The sequence below is a fragment of the Zoogloea oryzae genome (genome assembly GCF_030161255.1).
GTDB classification, from domain to species: Bacteria; Pseudomonadota; Gammaproteobacteria; order Burkholderiales; family Rhodocyclaceae; genus Zoogloea; species Zoogloea oryzae.
On sequence record NZ_BSPX01000045.1, the window covers coordinates 1 to 15,376 of the forward strand.

Consider the following 15,376-nt stretch of genomic DNA (forward strand, 5'->3'; position numbering starts at 1 on the left):
AGCGTCCGTCCCCCGCGCCCGAGCCCGTGGTGGCCGCGGAGCCTGTCCGCCCGGCGGCCGAGCCGCTCGCCGTGGCTGCAGCGGCGCCGGTTTCAGCCGTGCCTGTGCCGGCAAGCCGTCCGGCCGAGCGGGTCGGTAGCGAAGTCTTCCTGCAGCTGGGGGCCTTTGGTACCGCCGGGACTGCCGAGCACTTCAAGAACTTCGTCGAGCATGAGCTCAAGTGGCTGAAGGAGTCGGTCTCGGTGCTGGCTTACGAGGGCAAGTTCCGTCTGCGGGTCGGGCCTTTCCCGTCGGCCATCGAGGCCCGCTCCATCGCCGAGCGGATCGCCGGTACGCTCAAGCTCAAGCCCTCTGTCGTCCAGCGCTGAAGCCCTTGTGCGTAGGGATGTAAAACCCTGCTGTTAGCAAGGAAATTTCGCACCCTTTGGCTATACTGAAATCAACCAAAGGGAGGACGCCATGAGCTTCATCGATTCCCCCATCAGCCGTTGCGAAGCGGTTCGTGAGATGGTCCTGACCGACCAGACCCAACGCCAGTGTGCGTTCGAGCACGAATGTCCGCCGGGGCGTAACTGCCCGCTGGACGGGTGCTTTGCCGAGATCTCCGGCCTCACCGAGGCGGCGACCCTCGCCGAGGTGGCGGCGGCCGAAGCCGCCCATCACCACGCCTGAAGCATGGCCAACCGGACTCTCGGTACCCGCCAGAAGCTGGTCTTCCGCGGCCCCGACAAAGGGCCGGGCGGCGTGCCGAAATCGCCCCGCAACCCGCTGGTCGTGCCGGCCCTGCAGCGCAAGGCCGGGCCCCACGACAAATCGACGGGCGGGAAGCGTCAGGCCGAGAAACGCGCGATGAGCCGCCAGCTGCAACGGCTGGCGGGGGCGGTTTCCGGCGAATCCGAATGAAGGCCTGAAAGGCCGCCGGGGCGCAGGCCCCAGGTGGCTAGCGCAGCTTTTCGAGCAGGCCGTCGAGTTGATCCAGGTTGCCGAACTGGATCGTCACCGCGCCAACGCCCTTCTTGTTGGCCTTGATCTTCACGGTCGCACCCAGGCGATCGGCGATCTCTTCTTCCAGACGCAGGATGTCCCGGTCGGGTGCCGGCGCGGGGAGCTTCGTCTTCGGATTGAGCTCGTGCTGCACGAGGCGTTCGGCCTCGCGCACCGACAGCCCGCGGGCGGCGATGAGGTTGGCGAGGCCGACCTGCGCCGCGCCGTCCAGCGGCAGCAGCGCCCGGGCGTGGCCCATGTCGATGTCGCCGGCCATCAGCAGTTCCTGCACCTGGGGCGCTAGCTGCAGCAGGCGCAGCAGGTTGGAGGCGGCCGGGCGGGAGCGCCCGACGGCATCTGCGGCCTGCTGGTGGGTCATGCCGAATTCCTCGATCAGGCGCTGGATGCCGGCGGCTTCTTCGAGGGGGTTGAGGTCTTCGCGCTGGATGTTCTCGATCAGCGACATGGCCAGCGCGGCCTCGTCGGGGATCGCGCGCACCAGGCAGGGCACGCTCACCAGTCCGGCGATCTGGGCGGCGCGCCAGCGGCGTTCGCCGGCGATGATCTCGTAGCGTTCGGAATCGAACTGGCCGCCGATGGGGCGCACCAGGATCGGCTGCATCACGCCCTGGGATTTGATCGAGGCGGCGAGCTCTTCCAGCGAGCCCGGGTCCATCCGGGTGCGCGGCTGGTATTTGCCGGGCGACAGTTCGCTGGCGGGCAGCACCTGGAGTTCGCCTTCGTTCTTCGCGTCGTCGTCGGTGTTGGCGGCGAGGAGGGCGTCGAGGCCGCGGCCGAGGCCTTTGAGTTTGGGAGGTGCCATGGTGGGGTCGGTTAAGTCTTGATCCGCGCGATCATTTCCTTGGCGAAGGCCAGGTAGGCCTGGGCGCCCTTGGCGCTGCGGTCGAACACCACGCCGGGCAGGCCGTGGCTGGGGGCTTCGGCGAGGCGCACGTTGCGCGGCACGATGGTCTTGAACACCTTGTCGCCGAAGTGGCTTTCGAGCTGGGCCGAGACCTGCTGCTGCAGCGTCACCCGCGGGTCGAACATCACCCGCAGCAGGCCGATGATCGACAGGTCGCGGTTGAGGTTGGCGTGGACCTTCTTGATCGAATTGACCAGATCGGACAGGCCCTCGAGGGCGTAGTACTCGCACTGCATCGGGATGATGACCCCGTGGGCCACGCACAGCCCGTTGAGGGTGAGCAGCGACAGGGACGGCGGGCAGTCGATGAGCACGAAGTCGTACTCGGCGCGGTGCAGCGCGAGGGCGTCGCGCAGGCGATTCTCGCGGCGGTCGAGGGCGACCAGCTCGACTTCGGCGCCGGCCAGGTCGCGATTGGCGGGCAGCACGTCGTAGCCGCCGGATTCGCTGCGCACGCAGGCGTCGGTGACGGTGCTGAGGCCCACCAGCACGTGGTAGATCGACTTGCCGAGGCTGCGCTTGTCGATGCCGCTGCCCATCGTGGCGTTGCCCTGGGGGTCGAGGTCGATGAGCAGCACGCGCTGGCCGGCGGTGGCGAGGCCGGCGGCCAGATTGACGCAGGTGGTCGTCTTGCCGACGCCGCCTTTCTGGTTGGCGATGCAGAAGATGCGGGCCATGTTCAGGTACGTTTCACGATGAGGAGGTGGCGTTCGGCGCCAAGGCCGGGCACGTCGAGGGGAAGGCTGCGTTCCAGCGCGAAACCGGCCGGAATGCGGGCGATCTCGTCCTCGGGATAAACGCCTTTCATGGCGAGGATGCGTGTTTCGGGGCCGGCCAGATGGGCGGTGAGGTTCACGAAGTCGGCCAGATCGGCGAAGGCGCGGGAGATGATGCCGGCCGGGGCGTCGGGCGCGTAGGGCGGCTGCCAGGCTTCGATGCGCGCGTGGTGTGCGCGGAAGTTGGGCAGCTTGAGTTCGATCTTGGCCTGGTTCTGGAAGGTGGCCTTTTTTTGCACCGTCTCGACGGAATCCACCTGCAGCTCGGGCCGGCAGATGGCCAGCACCACGCCGGGCAGGCCGCCGCCGGAGCCCACATCCACCAGCCGGTCGATGCCGCCCATGTGCGGCAGCACGGAGAGGGAGTCGAGCAGGTGGTGGGTGACGACCTGGGCCTCGTCGCGGATCGCGGTGAGGTTGTAGACCTTGTTCCACTTGATGAGCAGGCGGGCGAAGGCGAGGAGCTTTTCGGGCGCGTCGGCGGGCAGATCGAGACCGAGGGCGGCGATGCCTTTTTCGAGGATGGTGCTCATGCGGATTTCGGCTCCCGGCCGCGGGCCAGTTCGCCGCGCTTGAGCCACACCAGCAGCAGGCTGATGGCCGCCGGCGTGATGCCCTGGATGCGGCCGGCCTGGCCGATGGTTTCGGGCTTGTGCTGGTTGAGGCGCAGCTGGACTTCCTTCGACAGGCCACGCACGGTGGTGTAGTCGAGGTCCGGCGGCAGGCGGGTGGCTTCCGAATCCAGCTGACGGGCGACTTCGTCCTGCTGGCGGTCGATGTAGCCCTGGTACTTGGCGGCGATCTCGAGCTGCTCGACCACCTGCGGGTCGGCCTCGGGCGCTTCGGGCGCGCCAGGCAGGGTCATCAGGCTGGCGTAGCTCACGCCCGGGCGGCGCAGCAGGTCGAAGTAGCTGTATTCGCGTTCGATGGACTTGCCGAGCACGGCCTCGGCGGCTTCGGCCGACACCTTGGCCGGCGTCGCCCAGGTTGCGCGCAGGCGCGCGGTTTCGCGCTCGATGGCCTCGCGCTTTGTGCAGAAGGCGGCCCAGCGCTCGTCGTCCACCAGGCCCAGCTTGCGGCCGGTTTCGGTGAGGCGCAGATCCGCGTTGTCCTCGCGCAGGCTGAGGCGGTATTCGGCGCGGGAGGTGAACATCCGGTAGGGCTCGGAGACGCCGCGGGTGATGAGGTCATCCACCAGCACGCCAAGATACGCCTCGTCGCGGCGCGGGCACCAGGCGTCCTGGCCCTTCACCTGCAGCGCGGCGTTGATGCCGGCCAGCAGGCCTTGGGCGGCGGCTTCTTCGTAGCCGGTGGTGCCGTTGATCTGGCCGGCGAAGAACAGCCCGCCGATGGATTTGGTCTCGAGGCTGGACTTGAGGTTGCGCGGGTCGAAGTAGTCGTACTCGATGGCGTAGCCGGGGCGCAGGATGTGGCAGTTCTCCAGCCCCTTGATGGAGCGCACGATGTCCAGCTGCACGTCGAAGGGCAGGCTGGTGGAGATCCCGTTGGGGTAGATCTCGTGGGTGTCGAGGCCTTCGGGCTCGAGGAAGACGTGGTGGCTGTCCTTGTCGGCGAAGCGGTGGATCTTGTCTTCGATGCTCGGGCAGTAGCGCGGGCCCACGCCTTCGATCACGCCGGAGTACATCGGCGAGCGATCCAGGTTGGCGCGGATGATGTCGTGGGTGCGGCTGTTGGTGTTGGTGATCCAGCACGGCAGCTGGCGCGGGTGCTGGCTGGCCTTGCCGAGGAAGCTGAACACCGGCACCGGGTTGTCGCCGGGTTGCTCTTCCATCACCGAGAAGTCGATGGTGCGGGCGTCGAGGCGCGGCGGCGTACCCGTCTTGAGGCGGCCCTGGGGCAGGGCGAGTTCCTTCAGGCGCTGTCCGAGGCTGATCGCCGGCGGGTCGCCCGCGCGGCCGGCGGAATAGTTTTGCAGGCCCACGTGGATCAGGCCATTGAGGAAGGTGCCGGCGGTGAGCACCACCGCGGGGGCCTCGAAGCGCAGGCCGATCTGGGTGACGACGCCGGTGACCCGGTCGCCCACCACGGTGAGGTCGTCCACCGCCTGCTGGAACAGCCACAGGTTGGGCTGGTTCTCGAGGCGTTTGCGGATGGCGGCCTTGTACAGCACACGGTCGGCCTGGGCGCGGGTGGCGCGCACGGCGGGGCCCTTGCTGGCGTTGAGGATGCGGAACTGGATGCCGCCTTCGTCGGTGGCCGCGGCCATCGCGCCGCCCAGGGCGTCCACCTCCTTCACCAGATGCCCCTTGCCGATGCCGCCGATGGACGGGTTGCAGCTCATCTGGCCGAGGGTTTCGATGTTGTGGGTGAGCAGCAGGGTGGCGCACCCGGCCCGCGCGGCCGCCAGTGCGGCTTCGGTGCCGGCATGGCCGCCGCCGACAACGATCACGTCGAATCGGGTGGGATGGAGCATGGAAAACCGGGAAATGGTGAATCGGGGGAGCCGAATGATACGACCTTGCGCTGCAAAAATACAGCGCCGTGCGTCGCGCAGGCCGGGAAAAACGGCGGATTTACAACGGCTTATCGGCGTTTTTCGGGTTGGCCGGATGGCCCTCGCCGGGGTGCCGGAGGCAGGGTGCGGACGGGGTGCCGGTGATTTCGGCCGTTTCGTGGTGCGTCGAACAAATTGTCGGCCTGCTTCTCCCGTGACTGAGGCGAGGCTGGCGGCCGACGGCGTTGCCGGTAGCGCATGCATCAGGTCGACTCAATGCCGCGCACGGGAAGCCGTTAAGGGTTCACTTATGGACTCAGCCAGGTAGGCCCGCGCGCGAGTCGGACTCGTGATCCGGCGCAACCGGCCCCCACACTCCTTCGTGACCGCTACTGGTTTTTCTTCTGCACTTTGCCTGCCGACGCTCCCGAACGGGAGCGCCGAGCCCCGTCTCGTCGAGGCGATGTGCCTTCCCGTCGAGGTCGTTCCGACCGAGTGTGCCCTCGCCGAGGCGGCCCGCCGCATGGTGGCCAGGGCGGTGGCGTGGCTGGTCGTCGTCGATGGCGACAAGCCGGTGGGCAGCCTGGGCGGGCAGGATGTGCTGCGCGCGGTGCTGGCGGGCGATCCCGCCGGGCAGACCGTCGGCGAGGTCATGGATACGTCGCACCGCTACGCTGTGCTGGGGGAAAACCTCCAGCTCGTCGTGGCGCGGCTGGGCGCGGGCGCCGCGCCCCGCCCGGTGCTGGTGGTGGATGACGCCGGCCGGGTGGTCGGGCTGCTCGACCCGGAGCGGGTTGCCGCGGCCCTGAAGGCGGCCGCCCACGAGCCCGCGCCGGCCGGGCGGGCATGGCTGGCGCCGGCGCTGATCCGCGCGCTGCCGGATCTGGTGTGGCTGAAGGACCCGGACGGCACCTTCCTGGCCTGCAACCACCGCTTCGAGCGCCTGATGGGCGCGCCGGAAGAGGCGGTGATCGGCCACACCGATTACGACTTCATGGCCTGGGACTTGGCCGACAGCTTCCGCCAGAGCGATCTGGCCGCGATCCACGCCGGCTGCGCCCAGCGCAGCGAGCAGGAAGTGCGCTTTGCCGACGACGGGCACCGGGAGCTGCTGGAGATCATCAAGACGCCGATGTTCGACCAGCAGGGCGGCCTGATCGGCGTGCTCGCCGTGGGGCGCGACATCGGCGAGGCGCGTCGGGCCCAGCAAGCCCTGCGCGAGCGGGAGGCGATCTTCTCCAGCATCGTCAGCCAGGCTGCCGATTCGATCGCGCTGATGGATGTCGAGAGCCGGTGCTTCGTCGAGTTCAATGACGCGTGCCATCGCAATCTGGGCTATTCCCGCGAGGAGTTTGCCCGGCTGGATGTCCGCGACATCGACTGCCTGCTGACGCCGGAGGAGATTGCTGCGGGGGTTGCCAGAATGATCGGGCCGACCGGTCATGTGCTTGAGACACGCCATCGGCACCGGGATGGTTCGGTGCGCGACGTGCGGGTGAGCGGCCGCGGTATCCGCCTGCGGGGCGAGCGGCGCTACGTGGCGGTGATCTGGAGCGACATCACCGACAGCAAGCTGGCGGAGAGCCGGCTCCGGCGCGCCAACGCGGCCTTGCACACGATCAGCGAATGCAATCAGGCGGTGGCGCGCGCCACCGATCCCGCCCGGCTGCTGGATGAGGTGTGCGGGCTGATGGTGGCCTTCGGCGGCTATCTGCTGGCTGCGGCGAAGTTCGACTGCGCGGCCGACTGCGGGCTGCCGGTGGATGGGCAGATCTTCGGCGCGGGTTGTGGCCATGTCGGACGGCTGGACAGCTTTCCCGCCACGCCGGAAGCGGACCGGCCGACCATCTGGCGCGATCTGTCCGCCAACCCGCTGCTGGCCGGCTGGGCCGAGGGCCTGCCGGCGGGGGCGGCGATGTGCGCGCTGCCGCTGCGCGCCGAAGACCGCTCGGTGGGGGTGTTGTACGTGGCCTCGTCGGCGCCGGGGGCCTTCGACGAGGAGGAGGTGCGCTTGCTCGCCGAGCTGGGCGGTGACATCCTGTTCGGCCTGCGGGTGCTGCGCGACCGCCGCGAGCGGGAAGTCGCCGAGAAGCGCCAGCGCGTTACCGAACGGCAGCTGCAGAACCTCGTCGAGACCAGCCCCACCGTGCTCTACAGCCTGCGGGTGACACCCCAGGGCGAAGTGGTGCCGATCACCGCCAGCGCCAACGTCCAGCGCGTCCTGGGCTATTCCCTCGAAGAGACTTTGCGGCCCGGATGGTGGTGGGACAACCTGCACCCCGACGACCGGCTGAAGACAACCCGTGCCACGGAGGTTGCGGCGAGCGGCGAGCGCGTGGCCCAGGCGTATCGCTTTGCCCACGGCCGCGGTGGCTACGTGTGGCTGCGGGACGAGCTGAGCCGAGGCCCGGCCCTGGACGACGGCTGTTGCGAGATCGTCGGCTCGCTGACCGACATCTCCGCCCAGAAGACCATCGAGCTGTCCCTCGAGGCCCAGCGCCGGGTGCTCGAGAAGGTGGCCTCCGGCGCTTCCCTCGCCGAAACCCTGGACGTGCTGCTGTGGGGCGTCGAGGCTCGTCTGTCGCGGGTGCGGGCGTCGGTCCTGCTGCTCGATCCGGACGGCGTCCATCTGCGCCACGGTGCCGCGCGGCAGCTGCCCGAGGGCTACCTGCGGGCGGTGGACGGGGTGGCCATCGGCGAAGCCGTCGGCTCCTGCGGCACTGCCGCCTGGCGTGGCCAGACGGTGATCGTGCGCGAGATCGCCACCGATCCCCTGTGGGCCGATTTCGCGGGGCTGGCCGCAGCCTACGGGCTGGTGGCCTGCTGGTCGTGGCCGATCTTCAGTCGCGAGGGGCGCGTGCTGGGCACCTTCGCCCTTTATCCCGACGAGCCCTCCGAACCCGATGCGCTGACCTTCGAGCAGGTGGCGATCGCCACCCATCTGGCGGCCATCGCCATCGCCAGACATCGGGAAGAGAGCGCCCTGCGGGAGAGCGAGGCGCGTTTCCGTCAGCTTTTCGAGATGGCGCCGCTGCCCCTGAGCTTTGTTCATGCCGACGACAGCGTGGGCGATGTGAACCGCTGCTTCATCGAAACCTTCGGCTACACCCGCGACGAGGTGCCGACGGTGGCCGACTGGCTGCGTCTCGCCTATCCCGACCCCGCCTACCGGCAGCAGGTGGAGGGGCAGCACTTGAGCCAGCGCGTGCGCGAAGGCGCCGAGCGCCGCATCGAGCCGGTGGAGCGTGAGGTCACCTGCAGGAACGGCGAGCGGCGGACCATGCTGGTGTCCGGCGCGCCGGTGGGCGACAGCTTCCTGATGACCTTCTTCGACATCACCGAGATGCGCCGGCTCGATGCCCAGCTGGAGCACTACCGCCACCATCTCGAAGATCTGGTGACCCAGCGCACCGCCCAGCTGGCCGAAGCCTCCGAGCGGGCCGAGGCGGCCAGCCGTGCCAAGAGCGCCTTCCTGGCCAACATGAGCCACGAGATCCGTACCCCGATGAACGCCATCCTCGGCCAGGCCCGGATGCTCGAACGCAGCCCCCTCAGCCAGGAGCAGGAAGATCGCCTGACCCGCATCCGCCAGGCCGGCAGCCATCTGCTGGCGCTCATCAACGACATCCTCGACCTGTCGAAGGTCGAAGCCGGCAAGCTGCAGCTCGAAGCCGTGGATTTCTCGCCCGAAGCCCTCTTCGACCAGGCCCACTCGCTCATCCACGACCGCCTGGTGGCCCGCCGGCTAAAGTTCGAATCCGACACCGACGGCCTGCCGCCGGTGCTGCGCGGCGACGTCACCCGGCTGCGCCAGGCCCTGCTCAACTACCTGAGCAATGCGGTCAAGTTCACCGAGCACGGCGGCGTCAGCCTGCGTGCCCGGGTGGTGTCCGAAGACGACGACACCCTGCTGGTGCGCTTCGAAGTGAGCGACAGCGGCATCGGCATCGCATCCGAGCAGCTTGCCCGGCTGTTCCGCTCCTTCGAGCAGGCCGACGCCTCGACCACCCGCAAGTACGGCGGCACCGGCCTCGGGTTGTCGCTCACCCGCCATCTGGCCGCCCTGATGGGCGGCGACGTCGGCGTGGAAAGCGAGCCCGGCCGGGGCAGCACCTTCTGGTTCACCGCCCGCCTGCAGCGCCGGCCGGGCGCCAGCATGCCGGCGGTCAGCCTGCCCGCCGCGCCCCAGGGCGGCGCGGGTCACGTGCGCGGCGCCCGGGTGCTGCTGGTCGAGGACAACCTGCTCAACCAGGAGGTCGCCATCGAGATGCTCTCTGATCTGGGCCTCGTCATCGACCGGGCCGCCAACGGGCAGGAGGCCGTGGCGCTGGTGGCCGCCAACCGCTACGACCTGATCCTGATGGACATGCAGATGCCGGTGATGGATGGCCTCGAGGCGACCCGCCGCATCCGTCAGATGCCGACGCTGGCGCGCACGCCCATCATCGCCATGACCGCCAATGCATTCGATGAGGATCAGGCCGCCTGCTTTGCCGTCGGCATGAACGATTTCGTGGCCAAGCCGGTGGAGCCGGAGACCTTGCACGGGGTGATCTTCAAGTGGGTCGGCCAGCCCCGGCCGCCGATCGCCGCCGACGCCGCGAGCATCGACTGGCGCACGGCGCTGGCGGGCATCGACGGCCTCGACTGCACCCGCGGGGTGAGCGTCGTCCGCGGAAGATGGCCAACCTATCTGCGCATCCTGCGCACCTTCGTCAGCACCCAGGGCGACGCCGGGCCGAAACTCGAACGCGCCCTCGCCGAAGGCCGGCTCAACGACGTGGAACACCTCGCCCACGCCCTCAAGGGCTCGGCCGGCAACATCGGCGCCCTGAAGGTTTTCGAGATGGCTGCCGACGTATGCACGGCGATCCGCGCGGGCGGCGATGCCGAAGCTGCGGCACGTCCGGTGGCCCGGCTGGTGCGCGCCCTGCAGCCCCTGCTGACCGCCCTGCGGCAGCGCCTGCCCCAGGAGGAAGATGCCCCATGAGCCAGCCAGCCCGGTTTGCACCGTTCCAGTGGGCCGACTACTTCGAGACCGGTTTTGGCGAGGTGGACGGCCAGCATCACAAGCTGGTCGATCTGGTCAATGCGCTGGCCCAGCGGGCGGTCGGCGGGGCCGACATCAAGCCCGGCGAACTCGCCCACGTGCTCGACGGCCTGGCGCGCTACGCCGTCCATCACTTTGCCACCGAAGAGGCGCTGATGACGCAGGCCGGCATCGACGCCCGGCACCTGGACGGCCACCGGCACGCCCACGCGGATTTCGTCGCCCAGGTCGAGGCGATGCGCGGCGCCAGCGACGCGACCCAGGTCGTCCCGGCGCTGTACACCTTCGTCACCAGCTGGCTCACCTTCCACATCCTCGACACCGACCAGTCCATGGCCCGCCAGCTGCGGGCGATGGAAGCCGGTGCCACGGCAGCCGAAGCCTACGAGGCCGAGACCGGCCACAGCGCCGACCCCGGCAACGCCGCGCTGATCGGCGCCGTGCGCAGCCTGCTGGGCCTGGTGGCCGAGCGCAACCACGAGCTGGGCCGGATCAACGCCAGCCTGGAGCAGCGGGTGGCCGAGCGCACCGCCCAGCTCACCACCGCCAACCGCGATCTGCGCCACACCCAGCAGCGCCTGCTGGAGGCCGACAAGCTGGCCGCAGTGGGGCAACTGGCGGCCGGCGTCGCCCACGAGATCAACAACCCCCTCGGCTATGTGGCCGCCAACCTGGGCGCCCTGCGCGAGTACGCCGAACGGCTGCTGGCGCTGGTGAATACCGCTGATCGGCTGGCTGCCGGCAACGGCGCCTGGCAGGCCGCCCGCGCCGAGGCCGACCTCGATTACATCCGCGAAGACCTGCCCAAACTGGTGGACGAATCCCATCGCGGGCTCGCGCGGGTGGGTGACATCGTCCATGCGCTGCAGGGTTTTGCGGCGCCAGGGCCGATGGAGACGGCGCCGGCTTCCATCGAGGGCCTCCTCGACGCGGCCATCGCGGCCACTGCCGCCGGGCGGCGTCCGGGCCAGCAGGTGCGCCGCGGCTATGGCTCGCTGCCCACGCCGGCGGTCAACCAGACCCTGCTGGGCGAGGCCTTCAAGGCCCTGCTGGACAACGCCAGCCGGGCCCTCGGCGGCGAGCCCGGCACCATCACGGTACGCGCCGGCAAGACCGGCGAGCATCTGGTGGTGGATGTGGAAGACACCGGCTGCGGCATGGACGAGGCGACCCGGGCGCGGGTCTTCGAGCCCTTCTTCACCACCCGCGCGGTGGGGCAGGGGCGGGGCCTGGGCCTGTCGTCCACCTACCGCATCGTCAGCCAGCACGGCGGGCATATCGAGGTGGACAGCGCGCCGGGCAAGGGCAGCCGTTTCCGCGTGGTGCTGCCGATCGAGTGAGTCCCGGCTCCCGGAAGGCATGCGGCAGACGACAAAAAACCCGGCGCCAGGCCGGGTTTTTTGTTGGGTGATGCGGGATCAGCCGCCGCGGGCCAGGGCGCGCAGGCGCGCGACGCGCTCCTCGGTGGCCGGGTGGGTGCTGAACAGGCCACGCAGGCCGCCGCCGGAGAGCGGGTTCATGATCATCATCTGGCCGGTTTCCGGGTGGGCTTCGGCGGTGGGCATCGGAATGCCGCGAGCGAAGGCGTCGATCTTCATCAGCGCGTCGGCCAGGGCATTCGGGTCGCCGGCGATCTCGGCGCCGCCCCGGTCGGCCTCGAACTCGCGGGCGCGGGAGATCGCCATCTGGATCAGGCTGGCGGCCAGCGGGGCGAGCAGGGCCACCGCAATGCCGGCGATCGGGTTGGCCGGGCGGCCTTCCTCGTCGCGGCCGCCGAACATCACCGCAAAGTTGGCCAGGGCCGAGATGGCACCGGCCATGGTGGCCGAGATGGTGGAGATCAGGATGTCCCGGTGCTTCACGTGGGCCAGCTCGTGGGCCATCACGCCGCGCAGCTCGCGCTCGGAGAGCATCTGCAGGATGCCGGTGGTGGCTGCAACGGCAGCGTTCTCGGGGTTGCGGCCGGTGGCAAAGGCGTTGGGCTGGTCTTCGTGGATGATGTAGACCTTGGGCATCGGCAGCTGGGCGCGGCCGGCCAGTTCGCGGACCATGTTGTAGAGGTAGGGCGAGCTGGTTTCGTCCACTTCCTGCGCGTTGTACATGCGCAGCACCATCTTGTCCGAGAACCAGTACGAGAAGATGTTCATCGCGCCGCCGAAGACGAGCGCCATGAGCATCCCCGACTTGCCGCCGATCATGGCGCCGATCGCCCCGAACAGGGCGATGATTCCGGCCATCAGGATCGAGGTCTTGAGCCAGTTGCCGAGCATTGCGGGTATCCGTCCTTTCGAAGTTAAGCGGAAAGCGAAGGGTTAGATGGGGGAGTTCGCAAAAAATTCAATCAGCCGGTGGCCAGATCGAAGCGGCTGCCGGCCGCAATCGGCATGCCGCGCAGGAAATCCGCGGCGGGCAGGCGGCGTGCGCCGGGCTTTTGCAGCTCGGTGACGCACAGGGCGCCTTCGCCGCAGGCGACGATCACGCCGGCCCCTTCGGCCAGCAGGACTTCGCCCGGCGTGCCGGTGGCGTCGATGGCGCGGGCGCGCCACAGCTTGACCGGCGTGCCGTCGAAGCTGGCCAGCGCGCCGGGGAAGGGATTGAAGGCGCGCACCGCCCGTTCGATCTCGATGGCCGGACGGGTCCAGTCCACCGCGGCCTCGGCCTTGCCGATCTTGGCGGCGTAGGAGACGCCTTCGGCCGGCTGGGGCGTGGCCGTGAGCTTGCCGGCGGGCAGGGCTTCGAGGGCTTCGACGATCAGCTCGGCGCCGACCCACGCCAGGCGGTCGTGGAGGCTGCCGGTGGTGTCGTCGGGCTGGATCGGCTCCACGCGCTTCATCAGCATCGGGCCGGTGTCGAGGCCGGCGTCCATCTGCATGATGGTGATGCCGGTTTCCGCGTCGCCGGCTTCGATGGCCCGGTGGATCGGCGCCGCGCCGCGCCAGCGGGGCAGCAGCGAGGCGTGGATGTTGAGGCAGCCGTAGCGGGGCAGGTCGAGCACCGCCTGGGGCAGGATGATCCCGTAGGCGGCCACCACCAGCACGTCGCACTGAACGGCGGCGAGCGGCGCCTGCTGTTCGGGCGTGCGCAGCTTTTCGGGCTGATGCACCGGAATGCCGGCGGCCAGCGCCACCTGCTTGACCGGGCTCGGCTGCAGCTGCATGCCGCGGCCGGCCGGGCGGTCCGGCTGGGTGAGGACGAGGGGCACCTCGAAGCCGGCGGCGAGGATCGCCTCCAGGGCCGAGGCGGCGAATTCGGGGGTTCCGGCGAAGGCGACTTTCATCAGGCGGTGATCCGGGCTTTCTTGGCGAGCTTGCCCTTGATGCGGGTCTGCTTGAGCTGGGAGAGGTATTCGACGAAGACCTTGCCGTCGAGGTGATCGATCTCGTGCTGGATGCACACCGCGAGCAGGCCCTCGGCGTCCAGGTCGAAGGACTCACCCTGCTGGTTGAGGGCGCGCACGGTGACCTTTTCGGACCGGCTGACCTTGTCGTAGATGCCGGGCACCGACAGACAACCTTCTTCACAGACCTGCTCGCCCGATCGGGCGATGATCTCGGGGTTGATGAGCGCCAGGAGACCGGACTTGTCTTCGGACACGTCGATCACCACCACGCGCTTGTGTACGTCCACCTGGGTGGCGGCGAGGCCGATGCCCGGGGCTTCGTACATCGTCTCGGCCATGTCGGCGATCAGCTTGCGGATGGCGTCGGTCACCTCGCGCACCGGCGCGGCGCGCGTGTGCAGGCGGGGGTCGGGGTAGCGGAGAATGGGTAGAAGGGCCATAAATGTTGCCGGATGAACACTTTACGTGCAGAATTTTGAGCCAAATCTGCGATGCTCGCGTCTTGGCGCGGCACGCACCCGGCTCCGCCAACTCGACCGCCAAAATAACCGCCTGAGGCAACCGCCTGAGCGGCCGGTTATGTCGCGGCAAAGCAATCCGCCGAAAGCGAGTGGAAAACGAATGATTCGCAGCATTATATCTGCCCTCCTCATCGGCGTCGCTGCCCTGGTTCCGGCGGGTGTCGGTGCAACCAACCCGATCCGTCTGGCCGACGACGCGCCCGACAGCCACGTGGTGGTGCCCGGCGATACCCTGTGGGGCATCTCCGGCAAGTTCCTGAAGGAGCCCTGGCGCTGGCCCGAAGTCTGGCGCCTGAACCGCGAGGAAATCCACAACCCGCACCTCATCTACCCGGGCCAGATCGTCGTCCTCGATCGCAGCGGTGCGACGCCGACGCTCAAGATCGGCAAGCGCATCGGCGCCGGCGGCAGCGACCGCGCGCTCTACGAGAAGCGCTTCCCGCAGGTGTATTCCGAGCCCGCCAGGAGCGCGATCCAGAGCATCCCGGTGCGCGCGATCCAGCCCTTCCTGTCCGAGCCGCTGGTGGTCAACGACCAGCAGGACACCGACGCCGGCATCATCGTCGCCACCCAGGAAGGCCGTGTGTTCACCGGCGCCGGCGACACGATCTTCGCCACCCGCGTGCTGCCCGGCATCTACGACTGGAACGTCTATCGCAAGGCCAAGCCGCTTGTCGAACCGGTGACCGGCGAGATCCTCGGTTACGAAGCCACCTACCTTGGCCGTGCCCGGGTGACCGCCGAAGCGGGCCTCCCCTCGCCCGATGCGGCGTCTGGCGATAGCGACAAGGCCCGCCTGCCGGTGCCAGCCAGCCTGACCATCACCGCCGCCAAGATGGAGATCGGCAAGGGCGACCGCCTGCTGCCCGCCGGCCGGCCGGAGCTCCTGAGCTACGTGCCCCATGCGCCCGCCACCGCGATGAACGGCCGGGTCGTGTCGATCTACAACGGCGTGGCCGAAGCCGGCCGCTACAACGTGGTGTCGATCAGCCTTGGCAAGCGCGAGGGCATCGAGATCGGCCACGTGCTGTCCCTCCACCGCAACCGCGGCGAAACCCTCTACCGGGAAGACAACGTCGGCCGGCCCCAGCAGTTCAAGCTGCCCGAGCAGCGCTACGGGCTGGTGTTCGTGTTCCGGGTGTTCGACCGCATCGCCTACGCCCTCGTGATGGACAACGACGGCCCGGTGGCCGTGGCCGACAGCGTCCGCAAGCCCTGACGCGCTGGTTCAATCCCGCGCGGGCCGATCCCGCCGCGCCGGTGCGTCTGCCGGTGGCGATGTCGGCCCCGCCCGCGGCGGTTTCGTCGCGACACCCTGATTCCGT

General features: G+C 69.1%; 13 protein-coding genes. 6 read left to right on the top strand and 7 right to left on the bottom strand.

The features are described 5' to 3' along the window. From QQK25_RS14490 to QQK25_RS14500, 3 genes are all read left to right on the top strand, one after another. On the top strand, nucleotides 1–368 hold a 368-nt coding region (locus QQK25_RS14490; RefSeq protein WP_284188556.1), incomplete at its 5' end, for an SPOR domain-containing protein. Nucleotides 369–459: 91 nt separating this feature from the next. After that, complete coding sequence (locus QQK25_RS14495; RefSeq protein WP_153163651.1) at nucleotides 460–672, top strand: hypothetical protein; 213 nt, start codon at nucleotides 460–462, stop codon at nucleotides 670–672. A gap of 3 nt (nucleotides 673–675) precedes the next feature. Then, nucleotides 676–903, top strand: a complete 228-nt coding sequence (locus tag QQK25_RS14500) for a hypothetical protein (RefSeq protein ID WP_153163652.1) — start codon at nucleotides 676–678, stop codon at nucleotides 901–903. 37 nt (nucleotides 904–940) lie between these two features. Here the strand turns inward: QQK25_RS14500 and QQK25_RS14505 are convergent, their stop codons facing one another. Genes QQK25_RS14505 through mnmG form a run of 4 tightly spaced genes read right to left on the bottom strand, consistent with a single transcriptional unit; the run spans nucleotide 941 to nucleotide 5,119 of the window. Next, nucleotides 941–1,807, bottom strand: coding sequence for a ParB/RepB/Spo0J family partition protein (locus QQK25_RS14505; RefSeq protein ID WP_284188557.1), 867 nt, complete (start codon nucleotides 1,805–1,807; stop codon nucleotides 941–943). An 11-nt stretch (nucleotides 1,808–1,818) separates the two neighbouring features. Continuing rightward, nucleotides 1,819–2,586: a ParA family protein gene (locus QQK25_RS14510; RefSeq protein WP_153163332.1), complete on the bottom strand. Its 768-nt coding sequence runs from the start codon at nucleotides 2,584–2,586 to the stop codon at nucleotides 1,819–1,821. Between the two features lie 2 nt (nucleotides 2,587–2,588). After that, nucleotides 2,589–3,218: a 16S rRNA (guanine(527)-N(7))-methyltransferase RsmG gene (rsmG, locus tag QQK25_RS14515; RefSeq protein WP_284188558.1), complete on the bottom strand. Its 630-nt coding sequence runs from the start codon at nucleotides 3,216–3,218 to the stop codon at nucleotides 2,589–2,591. Beyond that, nucleotides 3,215–5,119 carry a tRNA uridine-5-carboxymethylaminomethyl(34) synthesis enzyme MnmG gene (gene mnmG / locus QQK25_RS14520; RefSeq protein ID WP_284188559.1) on the bottom strand — a complete coding sequence of 635 codons (1,905 nt, stop codon included), beginning with the start codon at nucleotides 5,117–5,119 and terminating at the stop codon, nucleotides 3,215–3,217. The genes rsmG and mnmG overlap by 4 nt, the downstream gene beginning before the upstream one ends. A gap of 403 nt (nucleotides 5,120–5,522) precedes the next feature. On the opposite strand from mnmG, the gene QQK25_RS14525 reads away from it, so the two are divergent. Together QQK25_RS14525 and QQK25_RS14530 are read left to right on the top strand one after the other, a co-directional pair. After that, the gene (locus QQK25_RS14525) at nucleotides 5,523–10,130 is read left to right on the top strand and encodes a PAS domain S-box protein (RefSeq protein ID WP_284188560.1); all 4,608 of its coding nucleotides are present in this window, start codon (nucleotides 5,523–5,525) and stop codon (nucleotides 10,128–10,130) included. Continuing rightward, complete coding sequence (locus QQK25_RS14530) at nucleotides 10,127–11,530, top strand: bacteriohemerythrin (protein ID WP_284188561.1); 1,404 nt, start codon at nucleotides 10,127–10,129, stop codon at nucleotides 11,528–11,530. Before QQK25_RS14525 ends, QQK25_RS14530 begins: the two co-directional genes overlap by 4 nt. Before the next feature lie 78 nt (nucleotides 11,531–11,608). On the opposite strand, the gene htpX is transcribed toward QQK25_RS14530, so the two are convergent. The 3 genes from htpX to def form a co-directional block, all read right to left on the bottom strand. Next, the gene (gene htpX, locus QQK25_RS14535) at nucleotides 11,609–12,460 is read right to left on the bottom strand and encodes a zinc metalloprotease HtpX (RefSeq protein ID WP_284188562.1); all 852 of its coding nucleotides are present in this window, start codon (nucleotides 12,458–12,460) and stop codon (nucleotides 11,609–11,611) included. A 71-nt stretch (nucleotides 12,461–12,531) separates the two neighbouring features. Beyond that, nucleotides 12,532–13,467: a methionyl-tRNA formyltransferase gene (gene fmt, locus QQK25_RS14540; RefSeq protein WP_284188563.1), complete on the bottom strand. Its 936-nt coding sequence runs from the start codon at nucleotides 13,465–13,467 to the stop codon at nucleotides 12,532–12,534. Next, nucleotides 13,467–13,970, bottom strand: a complete 504-nt coding sequence (gene def / locus QQK25_RS14545) for a peptide deformylase (RefSeq protein WP_284188564.1) — start codon at nucleotides 13,968–13,970, stop codon at nucleotides 13,467–13,469. The genes fmt and def overlap by 1 nt, the downstream gene beginning before the upstream one ends. Before the next feature lie 181 nt (nucleotides 13,971–14,151). On the opposite strand from def, the gene QQK25_RS14550 reads away from it, so the two are divergent. Continuing rightward, nucleotides 14,152–15,270, top strand: coding sequence for a LysM peptidoglycan-binding domain-containing protein (locus tag QQK25_RS14550; protein WP_284188565.1), 1,119 nt, complete (start codon nucleotides 14,152–14,154; stop codon nucleotides 15,268–15,270). The last annotated feature ends 106 nt before the right edge of the window (nucleotides 15,271–15,376 follow it).

Coding starts and splice junctions, on each gene's coding strand:
- htpX (WP_284188562.1), bottom strand. CDS start 12,460: ATGCTCGGCAACTGGCTCAAGACCTCGATCCTGATGGCCGGAATCATC.
- mnmG (WP_284188559.1), bottom strand. CDS start 5,119: ATGCTCCATCCCACCCGATTCGACGTGATCGTTGTCGGCGGCGGCCAT.
- rsmG (WP_284188558.1), bottom strand. CDS start 3,218: ATGAGCACCATCCTCGAAAAAGGCATCGCCGCCCTCGGTCTCGATCTG.
- QQK25_RS14510 (WP_153163332.1), bottom strand. CDS start 2,586: ATGGCCCGCATCTTCTGCATCGCCAACCAGAAAGGCGGCGTCGGCAAG.
- QQK25_RS14500 (WP_153163652.1), top strand. CDS start 676: ATGGCCAACCGGACTCTCGGTACCCGCCAGAAGCTGGTCTTCCGCGGC.
- QQK25_RS14550 (WP_284188565.1), top strand. CDS start 14,152: ATGATTCGCAGCATTATATCTGCCCTCCTCATCGGCGTCGCTGCCCTG.
- QQK25_RS14495 (WP_153163651.1), top strand. CDS start 460: ATGAGCTTCATCGATTCCCCCATCAGCCGTTGCGAAGCGGTTCGTGAG.
- QQK25_RS14505 (WP_284188557.1), bottom strand. CDS start 1,807: ATGGCACCTCCCAAACTCAAAGGCCTCGGCCGCGGCCTCGACGCCCTC.
- QQK25_RS14530 (WP_284188561.1), top strand. CDS start 10,127: ATGAGCCAGCCAGCCCGGTTTGCACCGTTCCAGTGGGCCGACTACTTC.
- fmt (WP_284188563.1), bottom strand. CDS start 13,467: ATGAAAGTCGCCTTCGCCGGAACCCCCGAATTCGCCGCCTCGGCCCTG.
- def (WP_284188564.1), bottom strand. CDS start 13,970: ATGGCCCTTCTACCCATTCTCCGCTACCCCGACCCCCGCCTGCACACG.